The sequence below is a fragment of the Geothermobacter ehrlichii genome (assembly GCF_008124615.1).
GTDB lineage: Bacteria > Desulfobacterota > Desulfuromonadia > Desulfuromonadales > Geothermobacteraceae > Geothermobacter > Geothermobacter ehrlichii.
Window position 1 is genome coordinate 148,006 of sequence record NZ_VNIB01000001.1, and the last position, 23,998, is coordinate 172,003.

Here is a 23,998-nt window from a genome sequence, read left to right on the forward strand (position 1 = left end):
GGACCACGAACAGGATGAGCCTGCGGGTCGGACATATCTGTTACCTGAACAGCATTCCCTTCTTTCACCATCTGCGGCGGCAGGGGTTTGCCGGCGAAATCGTTTCCGGCGTTCCGGCACACCTGAACGCCATGCTGGCTCGGGGAGAGATCGACCTCTGCCCCTCATCGTCGTTCGAATATGCCCGCAACTGGCGTGACTATCTGCTGCTGCCGGAGCAGTCCATCAGCTCCTTCGGACCGGTGCGCAGCGTGCTGCTCTTCAGCCGGAAGAAGCTGTCGGAGCTCGACGGTCAGGTCATCGCGGTCACCGGCGAGTCGGCCACCTCGATCAACCTGCTCAAAGTTCTGCTGCGGGAGTTCCACGGCTGCCGCGAAGTCTGTTGCCGGGTGCCGGACGAACCCGTCGAGGCGATTGTCGAGCGGGGGGGGGATGTCCTGATGATCGGTGACCGGGCGCTGAAGGCCGGTCTGGCGACCGACGGCGGCGTCTACGATCTCGGCCAGCTCTGGTGGGAGGCGACCGGCCTGCCGTTCGTCTTCGCCCTGTGGATCGTCCGGCGGGAGGTGGCCGAAGAGCGGCCGGGGGAGCTGGCCGCCTTCAACTGCCAGCTGGCGGCGGCCCGCACCAGCGCCGAGGGGGATCTGCACTCACTGGCGTCGGAAGTCGCCTGTCCGGACTGGCTGACGGAAGAGGAGCTCGTCGCCTACTGGCAGCGGATGTCCTTCGATCTCGCCGGGGATCACCTGCGCGGGCTCGAGCGGTATTTCTCCCTCTGTCACCGCCATGGACTGCTGGCCGAAGAACCCGGCATCGCCTTTTTCTCCGCTGCCTGAGTCACGGCGAGAGGATTTCTCGGCTCAGAGCAGGGGCACCAGCCGGCTGCCGCCGGCGCCGAAGAGACGTCTGACGTAGTCGGCGAGAATCCGGTCGTGATCGAAGCAGAGGGGGGAGGGAAGCCGGTCGAGGGGAAACCAGCGGGCCTTGCCGGCATCATCCCCGGCCACGGGGTCGCCTTCTCCGGTGGCGGTGAACACCACGGACAGGTTGTGTTGGCGCGGGTCACGGTCCGGGTCGGAATAGACGCCGAACAGAGTCAGATCGTCGATTTCGAGACCCGTCTCTTCGCGAATCTCCCGCACCGCGGCCTGCTCGACCGATTCGCCGTAGTCGACGAAGCCGCCCGGCAGCGCCCAGCCGTGCGGGGGATTCTTGCGCTCGATCAGCAGCACCGCGTTTTGCTTGCGGATGATGACATCGACGGTCGGAAAGGGATTGCGGCGCCGGGCGATGACGCTGCCGCATTCCGGGCAGGTGATCGTCGGGGCGCTGGAGTGTTTTGCGGTTTTTTTCATTGACACCCTCCAGGCCATTGACTATTAACTCACTGATTCAGGGATCAACTCTTTGATTTCTTGTTGTTTGCAATCTTATGCCCGGGTGGTGGAACTGGTAGACACTGGGGATTTAAAATCCCCTGGACCTGGTCCGTGCGGGTTCGAGTCCCGCCCCGGGCACCACTAATAAAAACGGGTCGTCAGCTTCGTGTTGGCGGCCCGTTTTTATTGTCGGTTTTCCGAGACTGCCACGACTTCCTCCACCGTGTGATGCGTGTGCTTACACACTCTCCTGAAGAGTGGATGTTTGTCAAGGTCGGGACAAGGTCGGCTTTGAGGCGGCTGGAGAAGAAAGGCGAGATAGTCATGCCGTACAGGGAGGCTGAGTCAGTGTTCCCCCGGAATGCCGAGCCATGGGCTGTCTTCCTCCGAGGCCGTTCATCTCCAGCTCATGGAACATTTGGGAGAGCCGTACTATGCCGGGCTTTTGAGTGCGGCTGAATACCATGGTGCTGCTCATATTTGTATGGATTGTTTGCAAAAGTCTGCGATTAGTGCTATTTTTTGCAAACAATCCATACAGGTGGCGACATGTTTTCCGAAATTATTTCACAGTTGGCGTCAGAGGGAAGGACTTGCTTCTGCTTCGATGAGCTGAAGAAGCGAGTCGACTCGTCTTCGGATGCGCTCAAGTCGGCAATAAGTCGGTCGATCAAAAAAGGTCACCTGGCGATGCCGTATCGGGGGTTCTATGTCATCGTGCCCCCGGAATATCGTTCCCTGGGCTGCCGACCGGCAGAACAGTTTATTCCAGATTTGATGCAACACTTGGGAGAGGTTTACTACGTCGGATTGCTGAGCGCGGCTGAGTATCATGGCGCAGCGCATCACCGCCCCCAGGTGTTTCAGGTCGTGGTCGCCAAGCCACGCAGGACGATTAAATGCGGCAGGGTCAGAGTCGATTTTATCGTCAAAAAGAATGTCCATGACATGCCGACCCAGTCGCGTAATACCCCCGCCGGTATTCTGAAATTTTCTACTCCGGAATGTACCGCTTTTGACCTGGTTGGCTACTTTAAACAATGCGGTTGGCTGGACAATGTTGCCACCGTTCTGGCCGAGTTGTCTGAAAAACTGGATGGCCAAAAACTGGTAAACATCGTTGATCGATTGCCGATCGCCTGGGCGCAGCGGTTGGGTTATTTGCTGGAATTGGTCGAGGCATCGAAGGTCGCCGAGCCATTGGCGGAGTTTATAGAAATGAAGAGGCCGGTTCGCACCCCGCTGCTGTCCTCAGCGGACACCAAGGGAGCCAGATACAACAGTCGCTGGAGACTGTTCGTGAACACCAAGGTCGAGGCAGAGGTTTGATCCCCAGGGCTTATATCGATGGGTGGAGAAAGCATGCACCCTGGTCCGAAGCCGCACAGGTCGAACAAGACCTGGTGATATGTCGTGCACTTATCGAGATTTTCAGTCGCCCTCTGTTGGCAAAAAGCCTGGCTTTTCGTGGCGGCACAGCTCTGTTCAAGCTGCACATGCCTGCGGCCCGTTACTCCGAGGACATCGATCTGGTCCAGGTGGAAGCGGGGCCGATCGGTCCGGTCATGGACGAGTTGAGAGGTTGTCTCGATCCTTGGTTGGGGAACCCGCAGCGCCGACGCAACGAGGGTCGGGTGACCCTGGTGTACCGCTTTACTTCAGAAGATGATCTCCCCTTGAGGCTCAAGGTGGAAATCAACACCCGAGAGCATTTCGCCATCCATGGATTTCGGCAATTTCCGTTTGCTGTGGAATCGCTATGGTTTTCTGGAGAGGCGGGAATACTGACTTATGACCTTGCAGAGTTGCTGGGAACCAAATTGCGTGCGCTCTACCAGCGTCGCAAGGGGAGGGATCTCTTCGATCTCTGGTACGCGGCCCAAAATGTCAGCCCGCCTCCCGATGAACAACAAATCGTAGATACTTTCCTTCATTACATGGCCCATGGTGGACATCAGGTCAGCCGAGCGCAATTCGAGCAGAACCTTTTCGGCAAAAAGGAAGACCCGCAGTTTGTTGGTGATACCGGACCGCTTTTGACCAGCGATAGTGCCTGGGATTTCAATCAGGCGTTTCAATATGTCATGGATCATCTGGTTTCGCGTTTGCCGGGCGAACCTTGGCAGGGACGCGAAGGCCAGTGACTCGGCTCAGGGTAGTGATATCCAGGTGGGGGCGTTGATTTTTCTGAAGAATTCACGTATCTTGCAGTGCGTTGATTTTGATGTTTTTTGGGGGGGGCAAAATGGGACTCAAAACGGATTGACCGCGTTGAAGAGCCGCAGGCTGTGAAAGCAGTTTTGCGGCTTTTTTTGTGTCAGGTAGATTGGTCGGGCTGCAATCGTTGGGACTTGTCTTGAAGTTTTGAATCTGGGAGGGCCTCGGCGTGAAGAAAAAATCACTCTCCGAACGCGATATCTGCACCAAATACATTACTCCGGCGATTCAGTCAGCAGGGTGGGACATACACACGCAGGTACGTGAGGAAGTGACCTTCACAGCCGGCCGCATTATCGTGCGCGGCAAGCTCTATTCAAGAGGCGAGAAAAAGCGAGCCGATTATATCCTCTACCACAAGCCAAACCTGCCAATCGCTGTCATTGAAGCGAAAGACAATAACCATACCATCGGACATGGCATGCAGCAGGCACTTGAGTACGCCGAGGCCCTGGATGTGCCATTTGCTTCCAGTTCCAATGGCGACGGTTTCGTTTTTCACGACCGAACCGGCTTGTCAAATCCGGTCGAGCAGCACTTGTCACTCGATGAATTCCCTTCCCCTGGGGCTCTCTGGCAACGCTACAAGCAGTGGAGAGGGATTGAGCCACCGGTCGAAGACATCATCAATCAGCCATACTACAGTGACGGCAGCGGACGCGAGCCGCGCTATTATCAGCGTGTAGCCATCAACCGGACAGTTGAGGCGATCGCCAAGGGACAGAATCGCATCCTGCTGGTCATGGCGACCGGCACCGGCAAGACCTACACCGCCTTCCAGATTATCTGGCGTTTGTGGAAGTCACGCATCAAGAAACGCATCCTGTTTCTGGCCGATCGCAACATCCTCGTTGACCAGACCAAGACCAACGACTTCAAGCCGTTTGGTCAGGCGATGACCAAAATCGAGAAGCGGCAAGCTGACAAATCCTACGAAATTTATCTTTCTCTTTACCAGGCGGTTACCGGCAGGGAAGAAGAGAAGAACATCTACAAACAATTCTCTCCGGATTTTTTCGATCTCGTAGTGATCGACGAGTGTCATCGCGGCAGCGCTGCCGAGGATTCGGCCTGGAGGGAGATCCTCGATTACTTCTCCAGCGCCACCCATGTCGGCCTGACTGCCACCCCGAAAGAGACCAAGGACGTTTCCAATATTCACTATTTCGGCGAGCCAATTTATACCTACTCCCTCAAGCAGGGGATCGAAGACGGCTTTCTGGCACCCTACAAGGTGGTGCGGATTGACCTGGACAAGGACTTGACCGGCTGGCGTCCGGAAAAGGGCAAGGTCGACAAACAGGGACTTTTGATCGAAGACCGCATCTACAACCAGAAGGACTTCGACCGTACCCTGGTGGCTGAGAAGCGTACTGAACTCGTTGCCCGCAAAGTGACGGAGTTTCTCAAGGCGAGCGACCGCTACGCCAAAACCATCGTTTTCTGTGAGGATACCGACCACGCCGAGCGGATGCGCCAGGTGTTGGTGAACGAGAATGCCGATCTCGCCGCCGAGAACAGTAAGTACGTGATGAGGATCACCGGCGATGATCAGGTCGGCAAGATGGAACTGGACAATTTCATCGACCCGGAAAGCCGCTATCCGGTCATCGCCACAACCTCCCGCCTGATGAATACCGGCGTCGACGCCCAGACCTGCAAGTTGATTGTCCTCGACCAGACCATCCAGTCGATGACCACTTTCAAGCAGATTATAGGGCGGGGTACTCGCATCAACGAGGACTACGGCAAGTTCTACTTCACCATCATGGACTTCAAAAAGGCGACCGAACTGTTTGCTGATCCTGCTTTCGATGGCGACCCGGTACAGATCTACGAGCCGGATGAAAACGATCCGCCGGTCCCGCCCGATCCACCGGAAGATGGTGAGGATGGAGAAGGCGGACCAGATGGCGAGCTTTCTCCACCGGAACCTCCGGGCGACGGAAAGGGAGAGCCTCGGGTCAAATACATTGTCGACGATGTGCCGTTCTGGGTGGTTGCTGAGCGGGTGCAGTACTACGGCAAAGACGGCAAGCTGATCACCGAGTCGCTCAAGGACTACACCAAGCGAACTGTCAGACAGAAGTTCAAATCACTGGACGATTTTCTTCGGCGCTGGAATGAGGCCGATAAGAAGCAGGCTATTATCCGTGAATTGGAAGAACAGGGCGTGCTGCTCGAGGCGCTGGCCGAAGAGGTGGGGAAGGAGTTCGGGCCGTTCGATCTTATTTGCCACGTTGCGTTCGACCAGCCGCCACTGACCCGGCGTGAGCGTGCGGAGAATGTCCGTAAACGCAACTATTTTACAAAATACGGGGAACAGGCAAGGGCAGTTCTAAACGCGCTTCTGGACAAATATGCGGACGAGGGCGTTGAAAACATCGAGGATCTCAAGGTGCTGCGGATCAACCCCTTCGACAGCATTGGAACTCCGACTGAAATCGTCAACCAGTTCTTTGGCGGCAGGCAGAACTACGAACAGGCTCTCCGCGAGCTGGAAGAGCAGCTATATGGGGTTGAGATGTGAAATCTTTAGAAGAGTTGAAAGCGGATAGTTCCTACAGGGATGTTCGTTTTTATCGAATATTCGGTATTGAAAGGCTTTTTCAGCTTATCAATGATGAATCACTTGCCCTCCTTGCCCCTAGAAAATGGGAAGATCCTTACGAGAAGGCTCTTCAGGATATGCTGGAGACCAAAAATCGTTTTAAGATTTACGGTCTTTGTTGGTCATCTCGCTCCAGATCAGATGCCTTGTGGCGAATATATTCTCCGAATAGTTTAGGTGTTCGCGTTTCAACAACTGTTGGCCGTGTTATTGACTCGATTAGACCCGGTAAATATTTTTCTGAAAAGCATTTTTTTATCGGAGATGTCTCTTATTTGCCTGAGAAAACCAATTATCCTGACCGCCCTTTTGATTTTAGAAAGGGCAAACTCTCATTGAAGCAGAGCGATTTTAATCGTCGGATAACAACGATTTCTGACGCAATCAAGGACATGGTTGTAGATAAGTCCAAAAACATACCTAGGCAACCAGCCGATATTGCTAAGACATTTTTGGTGAAAAGGAAAGCCTTTGATCACGAGAGTGAAGTGCGCTTCATCTACGTAGATGGCCGATCTTCTGAAGCTGATGATGGAGTGTTCAAGATACCTATTGATCCAGTAACTCTCATCAGTACTATCGAGTTCGATCCACGAATGAATGATGACGTTTATGAATCCCTACGCAAAGCGGTATTGGCCAACCTCCAAGGCCGAGAACATAAAATCAGAGTAACCAAGTCCGATCTGTACAAGTCTCCGGAAAAACTCATTTACTCAAAATAAGAAAGGTGCGAATGTCAGTATCAACTACCATCAAATCCATTCAGGACATCATGCGTAAAGACGCTGGAGTTGACGGCGACGCGCAGCGCATCGGCCAGCTTGTCTGGATGTTCTTTCTGAAAATCTTCGACGACCAGGAGCAGGAACTCGAACTGCTTCAGGACGACTACACTTCACCGATCCCCGAGCGGCTGCGCTGGCGCAACTGGGCCGCTGATGCCGAGGGAATCACCGGCGACGAGCTGCTCGACTTCGTTAACAACGACCTGTTCAAGACCCTTAAGGAGCTTGAATTGAACGCCGGGACCAACGGGCGCGGCCTGGTGGTGCGTTCGGTGTTCGAGGATGCCTACAACTACATGAAGAACGGCACCCTCATTCGCCAGGTGGTCAACAAGATCAACGAGATCGACTTCAACCGCTCCAGCGATCGCCATCTTTTCGGCGATATCTATGAGCAGATCCTCAAGGACTTGCAGAGTGCTGGCAATGCAGGGGAGTTTTACACCCCGCGCGCCGTCACCCAATTCATGGTCGATATGGTCGATCCGAAACTGGGTGAGAAGATTCTCGACCCCGCCTGTGGTACCGGCGGGTTCCTTGCCTGTTCCATTGAGCATGTGCGCGGCAAATACGTCAAGACAGCCGAGGATGAGCAGATATTGCAGCAGTCGATCTTTGGTGTAGAGAAAAAGGCACTGCCGCACCTGCTCTGCACTACCAACATGCTGCTGCACGGCATCGAGGTGCCGTCCAACATCCGCCACGACAACACCCTGTCGCGCCCGCTACGCGACTACGGCCCCAGGGACCGGGTCGATGTGGTGGTCACCAACCCGCCGTTCGGCGGTACCGAGGAGGACGGCATCGAAACCAACTTTCCGGCCAGTTTCCGCACCCGCGAAACCGCCGACCTTTTTCTGGTGTTGATCATACACCTGCTTAAGGATGGTGGCCGTGCCGCTATCGTTTTGCCCGACGGCACCCTGTTCGGCGAGGGCGTCAAGACCCGCATCAAGGAGAAGCTGCTAAAGGAGTGCAACCTGCACACTGTGGTGCGTCTGCCCAATGGTGTGTTCAACCCCTACACCAGCATCAAGACCAACCTGCTTTTTTTCACCAAGGGAGAGCCGACCAAAGAAGTCTGGTACTACGAGCACCCCTATCCCGAAGGATACAAGAGCTACTCCAAGACCAAGCCGATGCGCATCGAGGAGTTCGAACCCGAGAAGGCCTGGTGGGAGAACCGGGTGGAGAACGAGCGGGCCTGGAAGGTCTCCATCGAGCAGATCAAGGCCAATGGCTACAACCTCGACATCAAGAACCCCAATACCGTTGAAGAGGACCACGGTGATCCGGAGGAGCTGCTGGGCGAGTACAAGGCGCTGCTGGCCAGCGTGGCCGAGGCGCGTGAGGCGCTGAAGCGGGAATTGATGGATGCTCTGGAGCGGGATGCCGATGTAGCGAGGGAGTCAGCATGACCGTAGAGACGTTCTTTGCCAATTTCGGACATCTGGCCGATGCGCCCAATGGGGTGCAGAAGTTGCGGGAGTTGATTCTTCAGCTGGCGGTACAGGGGAAATTGGTGCCGCAGGACCCCAACGATGAGCCTGCTTCGGTTTTGTTGGAGAGAATTGATTGTCATAAAAAAGAATTGCTTGCCAAAAAAGTGATTAGGAAATCAGCCACTCTCTTCCCTAAAGAAGAGGCGCCGGCAGTCTATCCTTTACCACTTCAATGGGAATGGGCTTTGCTCGGGCGGATTTCTACTCTATTGGTTGATGGATCTCACAACCCTCCCCCGAAGAGACCTGACGGCATTCCAATGCTGAGTGGGCAGAATGTTGAAAATAACAGCATCAACTTCCGAGCTTCTCGCTACATTACGGAAGAGGACTATCTAATTGAGCGTGAGCGAAATCCGATTCAAGCTGGCGATGTTTTTTTGACTATTGTTGGCACTATTGGACGTTCAGCGGTTGTCCCTGAACAAATGCCCAAGTGTGCTCTTCAACGCAGTATTGCTCAACTTAGGACCGGAATTTTTCCTTACTATCTCAGCTTTTATTTACAGTCTGTTATTGCTCACGAATACTTCTACTCTCATGCAAAAGGAACGGCTCAGAAAGGGATTTATTTGAACAAGGTAAGCTTGTTGCCTGTCCCTCTCCCCCCCTTCGAAGAACAAAAACGCATCGTCGCCAAGGTCGACCAACTCATGGCTCTGTGCAACGAACTCGAAGCCCGCCAGCAAAAGCAGCAACAGGTGCGGGTGCGCCTCAATAACGCCGCCCTCGACGCACTGCTCACCGCCCGCGAACCCGACGAATTCGCTGACCACTGGCAGCGCATTTGCAACAACTTTGACCTGATCTACGACCACCCCGAAACCATCGCCAAACTCCGCGCCGCCATCCTTCAACTCGCCGTCCAGGGCAAACTCGTCCCCCAAGACCCCAACGATGAGCCTGCTTCGGTTTTGCTGGAGAGGATTAAGGCTGAGAAGGAGAGGTTGGTTAAAGAAGGGAAGATTAAAAAGCAGAAGCCACTCCCAGAGATTGATGAAAGTCTAGCTCCATTCGAGATTCCTGCTGGGTGGGCTTGGGCAAGGTTCCCTGAGGTAGGGGAGTTTGGCCGTGGGAAATCAAAACACCGGCCCCGAAATGATCCTTCCTTATATTCGGGCGGGAAATACCCAATGGTTCAAACTGGTGATGTTGCTAGGGCCAATGGGGAAGTCAGGACCTATACTGCACTTTACAATGATGCTGGGTTAGCACAAAGCAGGCTGTGGCCAAAGGGAACCATGTGTATAACCATTGCCGCAAATATTGCTGATAGCGCGGTTCTCGGTTTTGATGCCTGTTTCCCGGATAGTGTAGTAGGGCTTATCGCATCACAAGAAATTGGTGATGTTCGTTATTTCGAGTATTTTATTCGTACAGCTAAAGAACGTTTGATGGATTTTGCTCCGTCAACTGCTCAGAAGAATATAAATCTCGGAATTCTCGAAACAGTTTACATTCCTTTGCCACCACTAGCGGAAATGAAGCGCATCGTCGCCAAAGTCGATCAACTCATGTCCCTGTGCGACAAACTCGAAGCCAAACTCAACCAAGCCCAGCAGCACAGCGAAAAACTGATGGAAGCCACCGTTCGACAGCTGTTGGAGCCCTCGGCCCCACCAAAACCGCAGACAAATGGAGTGACGCTGGTTTCTGACGCCAGTAGTCCGGGTCAACAAGTTCGCCACGCCTATCAGCTCGCACCGGATATTGCCGAGCCACTGGCAGCTGAGGCCGTAGTTGATTACGGCGGTTCCGTTCCCGAAGCCATCCTCGCCGTCATGCAGTCGGGGCAGGCATACTCCCGCGCCGATATCCTCGCTGCCACCGGTATCCGCGAAGCCGATTGGGTGTGGGCAATCAAGCAACTCAAGGAGCAGGGGCGGGTGGTGCAGAAGGGAGAGAGGCGCGGGGCGCGCTATGTAAAGGCCGATTAGGATTGTGATAGAGGAGGGCAATTGAAATATCGCATCTACATTGACGAGGTTGGCAACCCGGACCTCGAAAGCTCTGACAACCCGAACCATCGTTTCCTGAGCTTGACCGGTGTCATCATTGAACTTGGGCATGTGCAGGATGTCGTGGCCCCGCAACTGGAGGCCTTGAAAAGAGAGTATTTCCGTTCACACCCGGACGAGCCGGTTATCCTCCACCGGAAGGAACTCGTGAACATGAAGAATCCCTTCCATGTTCTCAAAGATCCGGAAGTGAGAGGACGCTTCGATAAACAGCTCCTTCGGCTGCTAACCGATTGGCAATACAGCGTCATTTCGGTCTGCATTGACAAAAAAAATCACAAGGACACCTACCAGGTCTGGCGATACGAGCCTTATCACTATTGCCTGGCCGTTTTGCTGGAGAGATATTTCTTCTTTCTGAACGAGAAGGGATGCCAAGGCGACGTTATGGCGGAATCTCGAGGTGGCAAAGAAGACATGCGCCTCAAGAAATCATTTGCCGCTCTTTGGGATGAGGGTACGGAATACATCCCTGCCGAGAAATTTCATGGCGTCTTGACCAGCAAGCAACTCAAGGTCAAACCGAAGACCAACAACGTCGCTGGACTGCAACTGGCCGACTTGCTGGCGCATCCAAGCCGCAACGAGATACTCAAGGAAAAGGATCTTTTGGAGAGTGGGTTGAGACCGTTTGGTCAGGAAATTGTGAAAATTCTTCGGGAAAAGTACTATCAGCGGGATGGGAGGGTTTTCGGGAAGAAATTTATCTGAGCATTAAAAAAGGCCCTTGCGGGCCTCGATGGCTTGTGCCATCCACCTCCAGAATTCTGGATTACGCAAATTTAAACATTTCAGGAGTTATCTGTCAAATAGTTGATGCAGCTTTTTGAAGGCATTTTTATAGGGGGATCCTGTGCAAACTCAAAAATATTCCGTCAACCAGCACCTCATCGAAACCATCCTCGCCTAGGTCAATTCCGGCGAGATTGCCATTCCGGGAATCCAGCGTCCCTTTGTGTGGGACGCCACCAAAGTCCGTGACCTGATGGACTCCCTCTATAAAGGGTATCCGATTGGCTACCTGATCGCCTGGCGCAATCCCAATGTCAAGTTGAAGGATGGCACGACATCCGAAGGGTAAGAAGGTTCTGATCGACGGTCAACGACGCGTGATGGCAGAATCAGTTAAATAAACGGACGAAGAGGGGGGCGCATGTTTTCACCGAAATTGCCGCATCTGGAGGATGATGGCCTGATTACACCTGAAGTCGGGTTTTGGGGTGAGACCAAGTATCGCCTGGTACAGAACTATGCCAGCATGTTTACTTCCGCGATGAAAGGCAAATGGGACCATCTGGTGTATGTGGACCTGTTTGCTGGATCTGGTCGGGCGCTACTTGACGAAAGCAGGGCAATTGTTCCGGCGTCGCCGTTGCTTGCCATGGAGATAGATCACCCCTTTAGCCGATATATCTTCTGCGAACAGAACGAGGAAAAACTTCATGCTTTGCGGTTGCGGGTTGAAAGAGATTACCCACAGAATGATGTCTGTTACCTTCTCGGCGACGCCAACCAGCTGGTTGAAGACATCCTTGCTGAAATGCCCGCTTATGGCGGAGGGTCAAAAGTCCTCGGATTCTGTTTTGCCGATCCTTACAACCTGGAGAGCTTGAAGTTCGATACCCTCAGGAAGCTCGCGCAACGGTTTTTTGATTTTCTGGTTCTGATCCCGACCGGCATGGATGCGCAACGCAATATCGATCGTTATGCAGCGAGTCCACGATCAAAACTTGATGATTTTCTCGGGACAATGGAATGGCGTAAGGCTTGGGAAGAGGCTCGGCGTAAAGGACAAAAGGCGGAAATTTTCCTGACGGAGTTTTTTGGGACACAGATGGGATCAATGACTTATCTTGTCCCACCTGTCGACGAAACTGTTAAAATACGAAACAGAAAGACGACGATTTATCGCCTGGGCTTCTATAGTCGCCATCCTCTTGCCAGGAAGTTTTTCAAAGAAGCCCGGAAATACAGCGAAGATCAGCTGGGATTCGGTTTCTGACATGAGTACAAAATCAAAAATCGAATGGACCGAACAGACCTGGAATCCGGCCGTTGGCTGCACCAAGGTTTCACCCGGTTGTGCGAACTGCTATGCTGAGGTCATGGCCCGTCGTCTGGAAGCGATCGGGGTGAAAGGTTATGAGAACGGGTTTGAGTTGACCCTGCTTCCGGAACGGCTGGATGAACCACTCAGGCGGAAGAAGCCGACAGTCTATTTCGTCAACTCGATGAGTGACCTTTTTCACGAAGAGATCCCCTTTGACTACATCCGCAAGGTGTTCGCAACGATAGAGAAAACCCCACAACACACGTACCAGATCCTGACCAAGCGTGCCGAACGCATGATCGGGTTTTTCTCCACCTACAAGCCACCGAAAAACGCCTGGCTGGGCGTCACGGTCGAAGACCGGAAACATGGTTTGCCCCGCATTGACTGCTTGCGCAAAGTTCCTGCCTTCATTCGCTTTCTCTCGGCGGAACCCTTGCTGGAAGACCTGGGTGAAATCGACCTGACAGACATTCACTGGGTCATCGTCGGGGGGGAGTCAGGATATCGGGCGCGGCCCATGAAGCCGGCATGGGCCAGCAACATCCAACGACAGTGTGCCCGGCAAGGGGCCTCTTTTTTCTTCAAACAGTGGGGAGGCTGGGGACCGGATGGCGTGAAGCGCCGGAAAAAAGAAAACGGCCGTGTTCTTGAAGGGCGCACGTGGGATGAAGTTCCCGACTTGGGTATTTTGAGTGAATGACGTACATCTATTACCTGTGACTAGACCATTTATTTTTATAATTTGTTGTTTGATTCACTTTCAAATTTCTAAAGTAGAGCTCCCGTTCGATTTTTCCAGCATAAATTTCAACAGATAGCAAGTTCATGGCTCGACATCGAAAATCATCAACTGCCGAAGATGTAGTCGATATTGTCAGTCTCTTCCCTTGGTGGGTAGGTTGCGCATGCTTGTGACAAATTTGTGAAATGTCTCGCCAACTCGTGGTATCAGCCTGCCGTACTTTGTAACAGTTCACAATAAATTGTGCTGAAACTAAAAGATGTTTAAGTTTTCGATATCACTTGCTTTTATTTGTTGTTGGGTGTGGTTGTCTGTCGTAGTTTGAGGTGCTGTGGAAATGTACTGGTGTGATTTAAAATCCCCTGGACCTGGTCCGTGCGGGTTCGAGTCCCGCCCCGGGCACCAGTTTGTCTCATTTGCTTCCGGTGGTCTGAAATCCCTGCACCGGCGTTCTTCCTTCCTTGCGATAGGCCGTCCCCTGGAACAGGGCGACCAGCTCTTCCCCCGCCGTGATCCGTACCTGGTAGGTGGCCAGCCGCCGGTTGGCGGAGACCTCCCTCGCTTCGGCCTCGAGGACTCCCTCGGAGACTGCCTTCATGAAAGTCAGATGGGTGTCGATGGCCAGTGCCAGGGTGCCGCCGGCGTTGACGGCGACGGCGAAGGCGAAATCGGCCAGGGTGAAGATGGCTCCGCCGTGAACCGTGCCGGCGGCGTTGAAATGCCAGGGCTGCAGAGGCATCTTCGCCCGGGCGAAACCGGCGGCGGCTTCGAGCAGCTCGATGCCGCAGTGTCCGGCGAAGCGGTCGTTTTGCGCAAGGAAGGCCTCGATCTCTTTCATGCTTTTTCCTGTCATACGGGTTGTCGCGCCGGTGGCTGGCAGGCTGTTTTTCGCTTTGTCTCACCTGCCTTTAAGACGTTTTTCAACTCCCTGCCGGGTCGGTCGTGCCTCTTTTTCGCTATCTTTGTTGATACCGCCCCTGCGGCGGCATGTAAACCACAAATTGTTGTTGCAGCGCGGCGCATGAGACAGTCATTTTCCCTGTCACCGTTTACAATCGGGGTTGGATGGCGTAAAAGGGAGGATAGACTCATGAGACAGTGTCCGCACGGAGAGCCGATGAAACAGACCGACCTGAGTGCCATCTACCAGGCGACCCTGCAGAAATGGGGGGAAGAAGCACAGTTCGACCAGGCGATCGAGGAATGCGCCGAACTGATCGCCGGCCTGAAACACTACAAACGCCGCAAGGTAGATGCCGAAGCGGTCATCCAGGAGCTGGCCGACGTGACCCTGATGGTGGGACAGCTGACCTGGATGTTCGGCGAAGAGAAGGTGCAGCAGGCGGTCGCCGCCAAGCTCGACAAGCTGCGGCGGCTTCTGGCCGACGATGCGGCCCTGTAGATTCCACACGAGGAGAAAGAAACATGGCAATGCTCGACCGATTCAAGCTCGACCCGCACCAGGCCGTACTGCTGGTGGTCGATGTCCAGGAAAAACTGGCGCCGACGTTTCCCGAAAAAGACTACCGGAGCATGCTGGCGACCATCGACATGCTGCTTCAGGGCGCGGCCGAACTGAAGATGCCGGTGGTGACCACCGAGCAGTATCCACAGGGGCTTGGCCCGACCGTCGCCGAGCTCGAACGGGCCTGCGCCGGCGGGGTCATCGAAAAGACGAGCTTCGGCTGCTGCGGCGAGCCGGCCTTTGGCCGGAAGCTGCGGGAACTGGGTCGCTCCCAGGTGATTGTCACCGGGGTCGAGGCCCACATCTGCGTCTACCAGACGGTGCTCGGCCTGCTCGAATCGGGCTATCACGTGCACCTGGTGCGGGATGGCATCTGTTCGCGGATTCCCGCCGACAGGCGGACGGCCCTGGGCCTGGCACGGGCCGCCGGCGCCACGGTGACCTGCGCCGAGACGGTTCTCTTTCAGCTGGTCGCAGATGCCCGGGCCGACGCTTTCAAGGCGGTCAGCAAGCTGATCCGGCAACGCTGGGACCTGCTGCGCGGGCTGTGATCGTGGCGCATGATGCTGTCGGCAGATTGCTGAAGCTTCTCGAGAAGCAGAAGGGACGGGAGGTCGCCGCCGGCGACTGGCTGCGGATCGACCAGCAGCGCATTGACCGGTTTGCCGAGGTGACCGGCGACATCCAGTGGATTCATGTCGATCCCGAGCGGGCCACGACTGAATCGCCCTATGGCACGACGATCGCCCACGGCTTTCTGACCCTGTCGCTGATCCCCTTGCTGACCCGCAGCAACCATCCGGACTTTTTCCAGCGCAACTATCCCGGCATGCGCTACCGGGTGAACTGCGGACTCGACAGGGTGCGCTTTCTGACGCCGGTGCGCTGCGGCGACCGGATTCGTGCCCGCATGTTGCTGCATAGCGCCGAACAGGTCGCGGACGCGGTGAAGATCGTCTACCAGGTGACCGTCGAGGTTGAGGGCAGCGACCGGCCGGCCTGCGTCTGCGAACAGATCTTCAGGGTTTATCCATGAACGTTGAAAACGATCGACAGTGTTTCGTCTGCGGCCCGGAGAACGCGACCGGGCTTCAGGTTGCCCCCGTGACCGATCCCGAGCGGAACGAGGCGACCATCACCCTCGCCATCCCGCAGCGTTTTCAGGGCTGGAGCGGCATTGTCCACGGCGGAATTCTCTCCACCCTGTTCGACGAGGCGGCCATCTACGCCTGCCTGCATGTCGCTCCGCGGCTGGTGACCGCCGAGATCGGCATGCGGTACCTGAAACCGGTGCCGGTGGAAACGCCGGTCGTGGTCAGGGCCCGCCTGACCGAGCGCCGGAAAAGGCGGTTGCAGGTCGAAGGGGAGGTGCTGGTCGACGGTGTCGTTCATGCTCGAGGGCAGGCGGTGGTGATGGTGCTGCCGGGGTGAGGGCGATGGCGACGGTGGTCTTCTGTCACGGCAAGGAGAGCGGGCCGAACGGAACCAAGATCCGGTATCTTGCGCCGCTGGCCGAAAAGCGGGGCTGGAAGGTGCTGGCGCCCGATTTCAGCGATCTGCCCGATCCCGAGGCGCGGGTCGACAGGCTGCTTGCCGCCTGCGGAGAGCTGGCGCGGCCGCTTGTGCTGGTCGGCTCGAGCATGGGCGGCTACGTCGCCATTCGGGCTTCCGGCGCGCTGCGGCCGGAGGGCCTGCTGCTGCTGGCGCCGGCGGTAGGTCTGCCCGGCTACCCGCAGCGGGCGCCACGCCCCCGGGCGGAACAGATCGCGGTGATCCACGGCTGGGGGGACGACGTCATCCCGGCGGATATCGCCATCGACTGGGCGCGGAGCCATCGTCTCGAGCTGCATCTGGTCGATGACGTGCATGTCCTGACCGGCCGACTCGAATTTCTCGGCGACCGGTTCGAGGTTCTGCTGACAGCGGTCGAGAACAGGCGCCGCGAGGTTGAGTGTCCCTGAAGGGTGTTGAAAAGACGTACTTGCGGACACGAAACAGGGAGGTTGCATGGCTGAGAGCAGGAAGCGCCCTCTCATTCTGGTTGTTGACGACATCGAATTCTTCCGCGATGTCATGTGCGCCTACTTAAGGCGCACTCCGGCCGATCTGGTGACGGCGGCCAACGCCATCGAATGTTTCGACATCGCCGTCCGGAAACGGCCGGACCTGATCTACCTCGACGCCGCCATGCCTGGCATGTCGGGGCTGGAGTGCTGCCGCAGGCTCAAGGCCGACGCCCGCACCTGCAACATTCCGGTGGTCGTCATCTTCACGCCGGAACGGGATGCGACGCTCGAGGACGTCCAGGACTGCGGTTGTGACGGCTATCTGACCAAGCCCTTCGGCAAGGAGGAATTTCTCAACCTCGGCCATCGTTTCATCTTTCATATCGAACGCCGCGAGCGCCGCGTCTCCTGCCAGATGACGGTCGATTTTTCGATTACCGGCCGGCAGTACCGCGGGCGAGGTTTCGACATCAGCCGGCACGGGATGTACGTCGAGTCGCGGGACGAGCTGCCGCCCGACCGCCAGATCGAGCTGCGGTTCATGCTGCCGCTGGTCTGTTCGGAAGAGCTAAGCGTGAGCGGGAGAGTGGCCTGGGTCAACCAGGGATTTCCGCGCAAGAAACTGAAGCTGCCGCAGGGGTTTGGTGTTGAGTTTCTTTCCATCCCGGCCAAAACCGCGGCGGCCATAGAGAAATACCTGGAAAAGTACTGACCGGATTCAGACCTGAAACGGGAGGGAGCCGATGCTTGACATTCTCCGCCGCCGGCGCAGCATCCGGCGGTTTGCCGAAAAAGAGATCGAAGCGGAAAAGATCGCGGCGCTCAAGGAGGCGATTTTGCGGGCGCCGACCTCGCGCGGACTCAACTCCTGGGAGTTTATTTTTGTCGACGACCGGGAGCTGCTGCATCGCCTGGCGCAGGCCAGGAGGCACGGTTCCGCCTTTCTCGCCGGGGCGAAGCTGGCCGTGGTGGTGGCGGCCGATCCGGAAAGGTGCGATGTCTGGATCGAGGACTGCGCCATCGCCGCCATCGTTCTGCAACTGGCGGCGGTTTCTCTCGGGCTGGACAGCTGCTGGGCGCAGATTCGCCTGCGCGAACATGACGAGCGGACCGGGGCGGGGGACTATGTGCGCCGGCTGCTTGGGCTGCCGGAGCGGTTTCAGGTGGCGTGTGTCATCGGAATCGGCTATGCCGCCGAGCAGAAAGAAAGCCATGCCCGGGACAGTCTGCCGTGGGATCGGATCCACGACAACCGCTACCGGGGGGAATGAGAACCGGCAGGGAGGAGAAAATGAAGCGCATCGGATTTCTCGGTCTGGGAATCATGGGGCGGGCCATGGCGGCCAATCTGGTCCGGGCCGGGTTTCAGGTGACGGTCTGGAACCGCACCTCGGCGGCCTGTGCGCCTCTGGTTGAACTGGGGGCCCGACAGGCAGGGAGCATCCAGGAGGCGGTTCGGGCCAGCGAAGTGACCCTTGCCATGCTGGCCGACCCCGAGGCGAGCCACGAGGTCGCCCTGGGCGCCGACGGTGTCGTTTCCTGTCTGCAGCCGGGCCAGGCCTATGTCGACATGTCGACCGTCGATCCCGATACCGCCCGTGCGATCGGTGACGCCGTGACCCGGGTCGGCGGACGCTTTCTCGAAGCGCCGGTATCGGGCAGCAGGAAACCGGCGGAGGAAGGGAGCCTGGTCATTCTGGCCGCCGGCGACGAAGCGCTGTACCGGGAGATGGCGGCCGTTTTCGATTGTCTCGGCAAGAAGAGCTTCTTTCTTGGCGAGGTCGGGCAGGGGGCGTGCCTGAAGCTGATCGTCAACATGACCATGGGTGGCATGATGACCCTGCTGGCCGAAGCCCTGGCGCTGGCCGACAGGTGCGGGCTCGATGCCCGGCAGGTACTCGAGGCTCTCGATTCCGGCGCGATCGCCAATCCGATGTTTCGTCTCAAGGGGGACCGGATCGTCGAGGACGACCATCCGCCCCATTTCCCTCTCCGGCACATGCAGAAAGATCTGCGTCTGGCCGTCAGCCTCGGCGACCGGCTGGGGCAGGCGCTTCACGGCGTGGCCACGGCCAACGAAACCTTCAAGCGGGCCCTGGGCGCCGGACTGGGGGACGAGGATTTCGCCGCAGTGGCCCGGATCATCTCCGGCTGAGCGGAAGAAGAAAAGGAGGCTGTCGTGCGCGGATTCCTCGAGGACTGCCGGCAGATCGAACTGACCGTAAGCCGGATCTACCAACACCTGGCCGGGCGGCAGGGTTTTCCCGCAACCTACCGGCAGATGTTTTTGACCCTGGCCAAGGACGAGGGAGACCATGCCCGGCAGTTTGACCTGGCCCTTCAGTTGCCCGACGGAATGTTGGGGGAGAGGCGCCGGCTTTCAGGAGAGAAGGCCTGCGAGGGGTTGCTGACGGTCCGCCGGCGGCTGCAGGATCTGCTGCAGACCGAATGCAGCCTGAGGCAGGCGCTGGAACTGGCCGTCGAACTTGAACGCCGGTTCATTCGGGTGCACATCGACACCAGCCTTGTCATCGACGACCCGAAGATCTCCGATCTCTTTCGCAAATTGGCCCGCAGCGAGCAAGAGCACCTGGCCACCTTGCGGCGGCATGTCGAACTCTGGAACAGCGAGCACTGAAGACGGAGACGGTCAGTCGTCTTCGCCGAAGATCCGGGCGGAAAAGATGTAGATGTCAGCGTCCGGGCTCTGCCAGGCGGTGGTTGGCAGGCCGGCCTTGACGCAGGTCTGCTTCAGAAAGGTCTCCCGGTCCCAGCCGTGTTCCGTCGCTACCTGCGGCAGCAGCACGCCCCGGTGAAAGCTCTTTTCGATATAGATGCCGTGCCGGCCGACCTCGATCTCCTCGATGGTTTCGATCTTCTGCAGCGGCGACAGGACCGAAATCTCGAGCGAGAAGTTCTGCAGGTCGCTTTCCTGCATCGGGTAGAAGCGGGGATCCTGGGTGGCGGAGGCGACCGCCATCTTGGCGACCTCGCGGAAGAGGGGAAGTTCGGACTGGAAGTTGCCGATGCAGCCGCGAAGCTGTCCGTTCTGCTTGATGGTGACGAAACAGCCGCTGCGCCGGTTGAGAGCCTTTTCCTCGCGCGGTTCCGGTTCCCAGTCCTCTTTTTTTACGGCGTGTTCGATGGCCTGTCGGGCGATCGCCAGCAGGACGTCCTGCTCCCTGGATGACAGCTCCGTCTCCATCGTCTCCTCCCTATCGCAAACCATGTCACGTAAAACAGGCCTGTGCGGCCGGAATCAGGACCATGGTAATGATGGGACAGCGCGATTTCAAGCTCTTTTCGGGTGCGGTGGCCGATTTTGTCCTCAGGCGCCAGCCTTTTTCTGTTTCTCCAGTTTTTTCCGCTCGTTGGCGTTGAGAACCTTCTTGCGCAGCCGGATCGATTTCGGCGTGACTTCCACCAGTTCGTCATCGTCGATGAATTCGAGGGCCTGCTCCAGGGAGAGGGTGCGCGGCGGCGTCAGGCGGACGGCCTCGTCGGAGCCGGCGGCGCGGATGTTGGTCAGCTTCTTCCCCTTGCCCGGATTGACCACCAGATCGTTTTCCTTGGCGTGCTGGCCGATGATCATCCCCTCGTAGACCTTGACGCCGGGACCGACGAAGAGGATGCCGCGCTCCTGCAGGTTGAACAGGCCGTAGGCCACGGTTTCGCAGGCCTCCATGGCAATCAGGACGCCGTTCTTGCGGCCGGGGATGGGGCCGCGCCAGGGGCCGTAGTCGTGAAAGGTGTGGTTCATGATGCCGGTGCCGTGGGTGTCGGTCAGAAACTCGGTGCGGAAACCGATCAGGCCGCGGGCGGGGATGATGAACTCCAGCCGGGTGAAGCCGTCCATCGGTGTCATGGAGACCATTTCCGCCTTGCGGACGCCGAGCTTTTCGATCACCGTCCCCTGGTACTCTTCCGGCACGTCGATGGTCAGGTACTCGAGGGGCTCGCATTTGACGCCGTCGATCTCGCGGAGGATGACTTCCGGCTTGGAAACCGACAGCTCGTAGCCTTCGCGGCGCATGTTCTCGATCAGGATCGACAGGTGCAGCTCGCCGCGGCCGGAAACCTTGAAGGTATCGGTCTGTTCCGTCTCTTCCACCCGCAGCGAGACATTGGTGCGCAGCTCGCGCAGCAGGCGCTCGCGCAGGTTGCGGCTGGTGACGAATTTGCCTTCCTGGCCGGCGAAGGGCGAATTGTTGACGATGAAGTTCATCGACAGGGTCGGCTCGTCGATTGCCACGTAGGGCAGGGCGATCGGGTGCTCGGCGTCGGCGACGGTCTCGCCGATGCCGATCTCCTCGAAACCGGCGATGGTGACGATGTCGCCGGCCTCGGCGACGGTCAGTTCGACCTGCTGCAGGCCGTCGTAGCCGAGCAGCTTGCTGATGCGGCCATTGCGGATCGTGCCATCCTTGCCGATGACGGCGACGGTCTCCCCGGCGCTGATTCTGCCGGCGAAAATCTTGCCGGTGGCCAGACGGCCGATGTAGTCGTTGTAGGCGATGGACGTCACCAGCAGCTGGAAGGGGGCGTCCGGGTCGACGTCGGGCGCCGGCACCCGGTTGCGGATGACCTCGAACAGGGGTTCGAGGCTGTCGCTTTCGTCGTCGAGGTCCTTCTTGGCGATGCCCAGCTTGGCGCTGGTGTAGACGATCGGAAAGTCGAGCTGTTCGTCGCTGGCGTTCAGTTCGCAGAAGAGGTCGAAGACCATGTCGACCACCTGGTCGGGGCGGGCGCCGGGCCGGTCGATCTTGTTGATGACGACGATCGGGCGCAGGCCGAGGTCGAGGGACTTTTTCAGCACGAACCGGGTCTGCGGCATGGGGCCGTCGAAGGCGTCGACCAGCAGCAGCACCGAGTCGACCATCTTCAGCACCCGCTCCACCTCGCCGCCGAAGTCGGCGTGACCGGGGGTGTCGACGATGTTGATCTTCATGCCGCCGTGGCGGATGGAGAGATTCTTCGACAGGATGGTGATACCGCGCTCCCGCTCCAGGTCGTTGCTGTCCATGATCCGCTCGGTGACCTGCTGGTTTTCCCGGAAGATGCCGGACTGCATCAGCATGGCGTCGACCAGTGTGGTCTTGCCGTGGTCGACGTGGGCGATGATGGCGATGTTGCGAACTGTTTCCTGCATGTGAAGTCTGCCCCCTGAAATCGGTGGTGCGAAGCCAAACCGCGCAAGGTTATAGGAAGTCGTGGGACTTGACCAGCAAAAAATGATGATGGTCACTTCATGAAGCCCGAAGCCCGCTCTTGCGTCAGGAATCGAATCCGCCTATTCTTGATTTTCGGTTCCGGTTCGGGCCGGCAATCCGCAGCGAAGAATCAACGAGGTTGGACAGATTCCCATGTGGCGCTTTTACCTTCTTCTGGTCCTGCTGCCGTCATTTCTGACCCTTGCCGGTTGTGCCGTCAATCCGGTGACCGGCCGCAGCGAGCTGGCCCTGATGTCGATCTCGCCCAGCCAGGAGGTCGAGATCGGTCGCAAGACCTTTCCCGAGGTTCTGCAGCGCATGGGCGGCGTCTATCCCGATCCGGAGTTGGAGGCCTACGTCAACGAGGTCGGCCGCCGGCTCGGCCGGGTCAGCCACCGGCCGGAGCTGGACTACCGGTTCAAGGTGGTGAATGACTCGGTGCCCAACGCCTTCGCCCTGCCGGGCGGCTTTATTGCGGTCAGCCGAGGGCTGCTGACCGGCCTTGAAAACGAGGCGCAGCTGGCGGCCGTGCTCGGACATGAAATCGGTCATGTCACCGCTCGGCACGCGGTGCAGGGGATGCAGCGCGGCACCCTGCTCGGTCTGGGCGTGGCCCTTCTCGATGCCGCGACCCGGACGACATCCTACGGTGCCCTGGCGCATCCGGCCGGTCAGCTGGCGGCCGGCCTGATCAACAACCGCTACAGCCGGGAGCAGGAGGGTGAGTCGGACCGGCTCGGCATCGATTACATGGTTCGGGCCGGCTATGACCCCGAGGGTTCGGTGCAGGTGATGGAGTACTTCTACCGCAAGGTGGAGAAGGGGGCCGATCCCGACTGGCTGGCGGGGCTTTTCCGCTCGCATCCCTTCTCCATTGAGCGGATGCGGGCCAACCGCAGCTATATCGAAACCCATTACGCTGCCCGGCGGAAGGACCCGGCCATGCGGATCGGCGTCGACGCCTATCTTGCCGCCACCCGGCGCCTGCGTGCGGTCGCGCCCGCCTACGCCCTCTACGACAAGGCGAAGAAGCTGGAAAAGGCGGGGAAGATCCGCCAGGCGATCAGCACCTATCTTGCGGCAGCGGAGAAAGGCCCGGACGAAGCCCTGATTCTAACCGGGCTGGGCATGGCCTACCTGCGGGCGGACGATCCGGTGGCCGCCCGACAGCATCTGCAGCGGGCGTTGCGGCTCGACGACGGTTACTACCTGACGTTGCTCGGCATGGGCTATATCGAATTGCAGCAGGGGCAGGCGGAAAAGGCACTGACCCATCTCGAGCGGAGCATGGAGCTGCTGGCCACGGTCCAGGGCGCTTTTCTGCAGGCCGAGGCCTGCGAGAAGACCGGACGCCGGCAGAAGGCTCTGCGGCTGTACCAGGCGGTGGCCAAGGCCGATCCCGGCGGCAAGCTAGGCCGGACGGCCGCGCGCCGGGCGGCCCGTCTGGGAGGTGTGAGATGATCTGGTCGGATCAGCTCGAGGCGGGCGAAAGCATCCGCTGGGAGGCGACGCCGGCGCCGCGCTGTTACACCTTCCGTCACTGGAAGGTCTCCCTTTTCGGGCTGTTGCTTGTTCTGCTCGCCTCCTGGTGGGAGGTGCTGGCCTGGCAGATGGCGGCGGTCTACCAGCTCGCCTGGCTGCCGTTGATTCCCCTGCCGGTCTGGCTGTTCGGCCTCTACCTGGCGATCGGCAAGCCCTTGCTCGCCCGGCGGGAGTGGGAGACGGTCCGCTACGCGGTGACAGGCCGTCGGCTGCTGGCCCGGCGCGGCCGGAAGAGGCTCGCTCTGCCGCTGGACAGAATCGGCTATTTCTGCCTCGAACCGCACGGAGAGAACCTCGGTTCGGTGCGCGTCGAGTCGAAGGACGGCCAGATTCGTCTGTGTCTGTGCTGCATCGAGTATCCGCGGCAGCTGACCGACCTGCTGGAAGAGGCGATGCGGCGAAGCGGCACCCTTTGCGAAAGGGAGGCGACCGCGATTGACAGCGCCTCCCGGGGCGGCTAGTATC

Annotated in this window: 26 protein-coding genes, 1 tRNA gene and 1 pseudogene; 24 read left to right on the forward strand and 4 right to left on the reverse strand. The window is 57.9% G+C overall.

Translation table 11 applies throughout. The annotated features are described in order from the left end of the window. The first annotated feature begins 14 nt into the window (after nt 1-14). Nucleotides 15-836, forward strand: coding sequence for a menaquinone biosynthetic enzyme MqnA/MqnD family protein (locus EDC39_RS00650; protein WP_187426575.1), 822 nt, complete (start codon nt 15-17; stop codon nt 834-836). A gap of 24 nt (nt 837-860) precedes the next feature. Here the strand turns inward: EDC39_RS00650 and EDC39_RS00655 are convergent, their stop codons facing one another. Then, nucleotides 861-1,355, reverse strand: coding sequence for an NUDIX domain-containing protein (locus EDC39_RS00655; protein ID WP_148894166.1), 495 nt, complete (start codon nt 1,353-1,355; stop codon nt 861-863). 79 nt (nt 1,356-1,434) lie between these two features. Here EDC39_RS00655 and EDC39_RS00660 point away from each other — a divergent pair. The 12 genes and pseudogenes from EDC39_RS00660 to EDC39_RS00715 all read left to right on the forward strand — a co-directional run bounded on the left by EDC39_RS00660 (nt 1,435) and on the right by EDC39_RS00715 (nt 13,268). Continuing rightward, nucleotides 1,435-1,520 (forward strand) — tRNA-Leu (locus EDC39_RS00660). A 268-nt stretch (nt 1,521-1,788) separates the two neighbouring features. Beyond that, a complete protein-coding gene (locus tag EDC39_RS15800; protein ID WP_246140143.1) occupies nt 1,789-1,995 on the forward strand; it encodes a type IV toxin-antitoxin system AbiEi family antitoxin in 207 nt (68 codons plus the stop codon). After that, nucleotides 1,929-2,708: a type IV toxin-antitoxin system AbiEi family antitoxin gene (locus EDC39_RS00670; RefSeq protein ID WP_148894167.1), complete on the forward strand. Its 780-nt coding sequence runs from the start codon at nt 1,929-1,931 to the stop codon at nt 2,706-2,708. The genes EDC39_RS15800 and EDC39_RS00670 overlap by 67 nt, the downstream gene beginning before the upstream one ends. Further along, nucleotides 2,705-3,523, forward strand: a complete 819-nt coding sequence (locus tag EDC39_RS00675) for a nucleotidyl transferase AbiEii/AbiGii toxin family protein (protein WP_187426576.1) — start codon at nt 2,705-2,707, stop codon at nt 3,521-3,523. Before EDC39_RS00670 ends, EDC39_RS00675 begins: the two co-directional genes overlap by 4 nt. A 242-nt stretch (nt 3,524-3,765) precedes the next feature. Continuing rightward, nucleotides 3,766-6,126 carry an EcoAI/FtnUII family type I restriction enzme subunit R gene (gene hsdR, locus EDC39_RS00680; protein WP_148894168.1) on the forward strand — a complete coding sequence of 787 codons (2,361 nt, stop codon included), beginning with the start codon at nt 3,766-3,768 and terminating at the stop codon, nt 6,124-6,126. Continuing rightward, nucleotides 6,123-6,932 (forward strand): DUF2971 domain-containing protein, encoded by an 810-nt coding sequence (locus tag EDC39_RS00685; protein ID WP_148894169.1) that lies wholly within the window; start codon nt 6,123-6,125, stop codon nt 6,930-6,932. Before hsdR ends, EDC39_RS00685 begins: the two co-directional genes overlap by 4 nt. An 11-nt stretch (nt 6,933-6,943) precedes the next feature. Continuing rightward, nucleotides 6,944-8,413 (forward strand): type I restriction-modification system subunit M, encoded by a 1,470-nt coding sequence (locus tag EDC39_RS00690; RefSeq protein WP_148894170.1) that lies wholly within the window; start codon nt 6,944-6,946, stop codon nt 8,411-8,413. After that, on the forward strand, nt 8,410-10,434 hold the full coding sequence (locus EDC39_RS00695) for a restriction endonuclease subunit S (protein ID WP_148894171.1): 2,025 nt from the start codon (nt 8,410-8,412) through the stop codon (nt 10,432-10,434). Before EDC39_RS00690 ends, EDC39_RS00695 begins: the two co-directional genes overlap by 4 nt. Nucleotides 10,435-10,455: 21 nt before the next feature. Further along, on the forward strand, nt 10,456-11,226 hold the full coding sequence (locus EDC39_RS00700) for a DUF3800 domain-containing protein (protein ID WP_148894172.1): 771 nt from the start codon (nt 10,456-10,458) through the stop codon (nt 11,224-11,226). Nucleotides 11,227-11,368: 142 nt separating this feature from the next. Next, a pseudogene (locus tag EDC39_RS15805) lies at nt 11,369-11,633 on the forward strand (DUF262 domain-containing protein); the annotation flags it as partial. 35 nt (nt 11,634-11,668) lie between these two features. Next, on the forward strand, nt 11,669-12,517 hold the full coding sequence (gene tcmP, locus EDC39_RS00710; protein ID WP_148894173.1) for a three-Cys-motif partner protein TcmP: 849 nt from the start codon (nt 11,669-11,671) through the stop codon (nt 12,515-12,517). Between the two features lies 1 nt (nt 12,518). Then, nucleotides 12,519-13,268: a DUF5131 family protein gene (locus EDC39_RS00715; protein WP_148894174.1), complete on the forward strand. Its 750-nt coding sequence runs from the start codon at nt 12,519-12,521 to the stop codon at nt 13,266-13,268. 454 nt (nt 13,269-13,722) lie between these two features. Here the strand turns inward: EDC39_RS00715 and EDC39_RS00720 are convergent, their stop codons facing one another. Then, nucleotides 13,723-14,148 carry a PaaI family thioesterase gene (locus EDC39_RS00720; protein ID WP_148894175.1) on the reverse strand — a complete coding sequence of 142 codons (426 nt, stop codon included), beginning with the start codon at nt 14,146-14,148 and terminating at the stop codon, nt 13,723-13,725. Between the two features lie 279 nt (nt 14,149-14,427). Here EDC39_RS00720 and EDC39_RS00725 point away from each other — a divergent pair, with 279 nt between their 5' ends. The 9 genes from EDC39_RS00725 to EDC39_RS00765 are packed head-to-tail and all read left to right on the forward strand — an operon-like array spanning nt 14,428 to nt 19,419. Next, nucleotides 14,428-14,712, forward strand: coding sequence for a nucleoside triphosphate pyrophosphohydrolase family protein (locus EDC39_RS00725; protein WP_148894176.1), 285 nt, complete (start codon nt 14,428-14,430; stop codon nt 14,710-14,712). 23 nt (nt 14,713-14,735) lie between these two features. Then, nucleotides 14,736-15,326 (forward strand): isochorismatase family protein, encoded by a 591-nt coding sequence (locus EDC39_RS00730; protein WP_148894177.1) that lies wholly within the window; start codon nt 14,736-14,738, stop codon nt 15,324-15,326. Then, nucleotides 15,326-15,811 (forward strand): MaoC/PaaZ C-terminal domain-containing protein, encoded by a 486-nt coding sequence (locus EDC39_RS00735; RefSeq protein ID WP_148894595.1) that lies wholly within the window; start codon nt 15,326-15,328, stop codon nt 15,809-15,811. Before EDC39_RS00730 ends, EDC39_RS00735 begins: the two co-directional genes overlap by 1 nt. Continuing rightward, nucleotides 15,808-16,206, forward strand: a complete 399-nt coding sequence (locus EDC39_RS00740) for a PaaI family thioesterase (RefSeq protein ID WP_148894178.1) — start codon at nt 15,808-15,810, stop codon at nt 16,204-16,206. The genes EDC39_RS00735 and EDC39_RS00740 overlap by 4 nt, the downstream gene beginning before the upstream one ends. A gap of 5 nt (nt 16,207-16,211) precedes the next feature. Further along, a complete protein-coding gene (locus EDC39_RS00745; RefSeq protein WP_148894179.1) occupies nt 16,212-16,736 on the forward strand; it encodes an alpha/beta hydrolase in 525 nt (174 codons plus the stop codon). A gap of 46 nt (nt 16,737-16,782) precedes the next feature. Continuing rightward, nucleotides 16,783-17,493: a response regulator gene (locus tag EDC39_RS00750; RefSeq protein ID WP_148894180.1), complete on the forward strand. Its 711-nt coding sequence runs from the start codon at nt 16,783-16,785 to the stop codon at nt 17,491-17,493. A 31-nt stretch (nt 17,494-17,524) separates the two neighbouring features. Beyond that, entirely contained in the window at nt 17,525-18,052 is a 528-nt protein-coding gene (locus EDC39_RS00755; protein ID WP_148894181.1) for a nitroreductase family protein, read from the forward strand. 20 nt (nt 18,053-18,072) lie between these two features. Further along, nucleotides 18,073-18,936 carry an NAD(P)-dependent oxidoreductase gene (locus tag EDC39_RS00760; protein WP_148894182.1) on the forward strand — a complete coding sequence of 288 codons (864 nt, stop codon included), beginning with the start codon at nt 18,073-18,075 and terminating at the stop codon, nt 18,934-18,936. A gap of 24 nt (nt 18,937-18,960) precedes the next feature. Continuing rightward, the gene (locus EDC39_RS00765; RefSeq protein ID WP_148894183.1) at nt 18,961-19,419 is read left to right on the forward strand and encodes a ferritin family protein; all 459 of its coding nucleotides are present in this window, start codon (nt 18,961-18,963) and stop codon (nt 19,417-19,419) included. A 12-nt stretch (nt 19,420-19,431) separates the two neighbouring features. Here EDC39_RS00765 and amrA read toward each other — a convergent pair whose 3' ends face one another. Both amrA and typA read right to left on the reverse strand, forming a co-directional pair. Next, a complete protein-coding gene (gene amrA, locus EDC39_RS00770) occupies nt 19,432-19,986 on the reverse strand; it encodes an AmmeMemoRadiSam system protein A (RefSeq protein WP_148894184.1) in 555 nt (184 codons plus the stop codon). 123 nt (nt 19,987-20,109) lie between these two features. Then, the gene (gene typA / locus EDC39_RS00775; RefSeq protein WP_148894185.1) at nt 20,110-21,930 is read right to left on the reverse strand and encodes a translational GTPase TypA; all 1,821 of its coding nucleotides are present in this window, start codon (nt 21,928-21,930) and stop codon (nt 20,110-20,112) included. 214 nt (nt 21,931-22,144) lie between these two features. Between typA and EDC39_RS00780 the strand changes: the two genes are divergently transcribed. Further along, nucleotides 22,145-23,452, forward strand: coding sequence for a M48 family metalloprotease (locus EDC39_RS00780; RefSeq protein ID WP_148894186.1), 1,308 nt, complete (start codon nt 22,145-22,147; stop codon nt 23,450-23,452). After that, nucleotides 23,449-23,994: a PH domain-containing protein gene (locus EDC39_RS00785; RefSeq protein WP_148894187.1), complete on the forward strand. Its 546-nt coding sequence runs from the start codon at nt 23,449-23,451 to the stop codon at nt 23,992-23,994. Before EDC39_RS00780 ends, EDC39_RS00785 begins: the two co-directional genes overlap by 4 nt. Nucleotides 23,995-23,998 lie beyond the last annotated feature (4 nt).

Bases quoted from the DNA above. Each gene is read 5' to 3' on its own strand.
- EDC39_RS00650 (WP_187426575.1), top strand. From the start codon at position 15: ATGAGCCTGCGGGTCGGACATATCTGTTACCTGAACAGCATTCCCTTC.
- EDC39_RS00655 (WP_148894166.1), bottom strand. From the start codon at position 1,355: ATGAAAAAAACCGCAAAACACTCCAGCGCCCCGACGATCACCTGCCCG.
- EDC39_RS15800 (WP_246140143.1), top strand. From the start codon at position 1,789: ATGGAACATTTGGGAGAGCCGTACTATGCCGGGCTTTTGAGTGCGGCT.
- EDC39_RS00670 (WP_148894167.1), top strand. From the start codon at position 1,929: ATGTTTTCCGAAATTATTTCACAGTTGGCGTCAGAGGGAAGGACTTGC.
- EDC39_RS00690 (WP_148894170.1), top strand. From the start codon at position 6,944: ATGTCAGTATCAACTACCATCAAATCCATTCAGGACATCATGCGTAAA.
- EDC39_RS00695 (WP_148894171.1), top strand. From the start codon at position 8,410: ATGACCGTAGAGACGTTCTTTGCCAATTTCGGACATCTGGCCGATGCG.
- tcmP (WP_148894173.1), top strand. From the start codon at position 11,669: ATGTTTTCACCGAAATTGCCGCATCTGGAGGATGATGGCCTGATTACA.
- EDC39_RS00715 (WP_148894174.1), top strand. From the start codon at position 12,519: ATGAGTACAAAATCAAAAATCGAATGGACCGAACAGACCTGGAATCCG.
- EDC39_RS00720 (WP_148894175.1), bottom strand. From the start codon at position 14,148: ATGAAAGAGATCGAGGCCTTCCTTGCGCAAAACGACCGCTTCGCCGGA.
- EDC39_RS00725 (WP_148894176.1), top strand. From the start codon at position 14,428: ATGAAACAGACCGACCTGAGTGCCATCTACCAGGCGACCCTGCAGAAA.
- EDC39_RS00730 (WP_148894177.1), top strand. From the start codon at position 14,736: ATGGCAATGCTCGACCGATTCAAGCTCGACCCGCACCAGGCCGTACTG.
- EDC39_RS00740 (WP_148894178.1), top strand. From the start codon at position 15,808: ATGAACGTTGAAAACGATCGACAGTGTTTCGTCTGCGGCCCGGAGAAC.
- EDC39_RS00745 (WP_148894179.1), top strand. From the start codon at position 16,212: ATGGCGACGGTGGTCTTCTGTCACGGCAAGGAGAGCGGGCCGAACGGA.
- EDC39_RS00750 (WP_148894180.1), top strand. From the start codon at position 16,783: ATGGCTGAGAGCAGGAAGCGCCCTCTCATTCTGGTTGTTGACGACATC.
- EDC39_RS00755 (WP_148894181.1), top strand. From the start codon at position 17,525: ATGCTTGACATTCTCCGCCGCCGGCGCAGCATCCGGCGGTTTGCCGAA.
- EDC39_RS00760 (WP_148894182.1), top strand. From the start codon at position 18,073: ATGAAGCGCATCGGATTTCTCGGTCTGGGAATCATGGGGCGGGCCATG.
- amrA (WP_148894184.1), bottom strand. From the start codon at position 19,986: ATGGAGACGGAGCTGTCATCCAGGGAGCAGGACGTCCTGCTGGCGATC.
- typA (WP_148894185.1), bottom strand. From the start codon at position 21,930: ATGCAGGAAACAGTTCGCAACATCGCCATCATCGCCCACGTCGACCAC.
- EDC39_RS00780 (WP_148894186.1), top strand. From the start codon at position 22,145: ATGTGGCGCTTTTACCTTCTTCTGGTCCTGCTGCCGTCATTTCTGACC.
- EDC39_RS00785 (WP_148894187.1), top strand. From the start codon at position 23,449: ATGATCTGGTCGGATCAGCTCGAGGCGGGCGAAAGCATCCGCTGGGAG.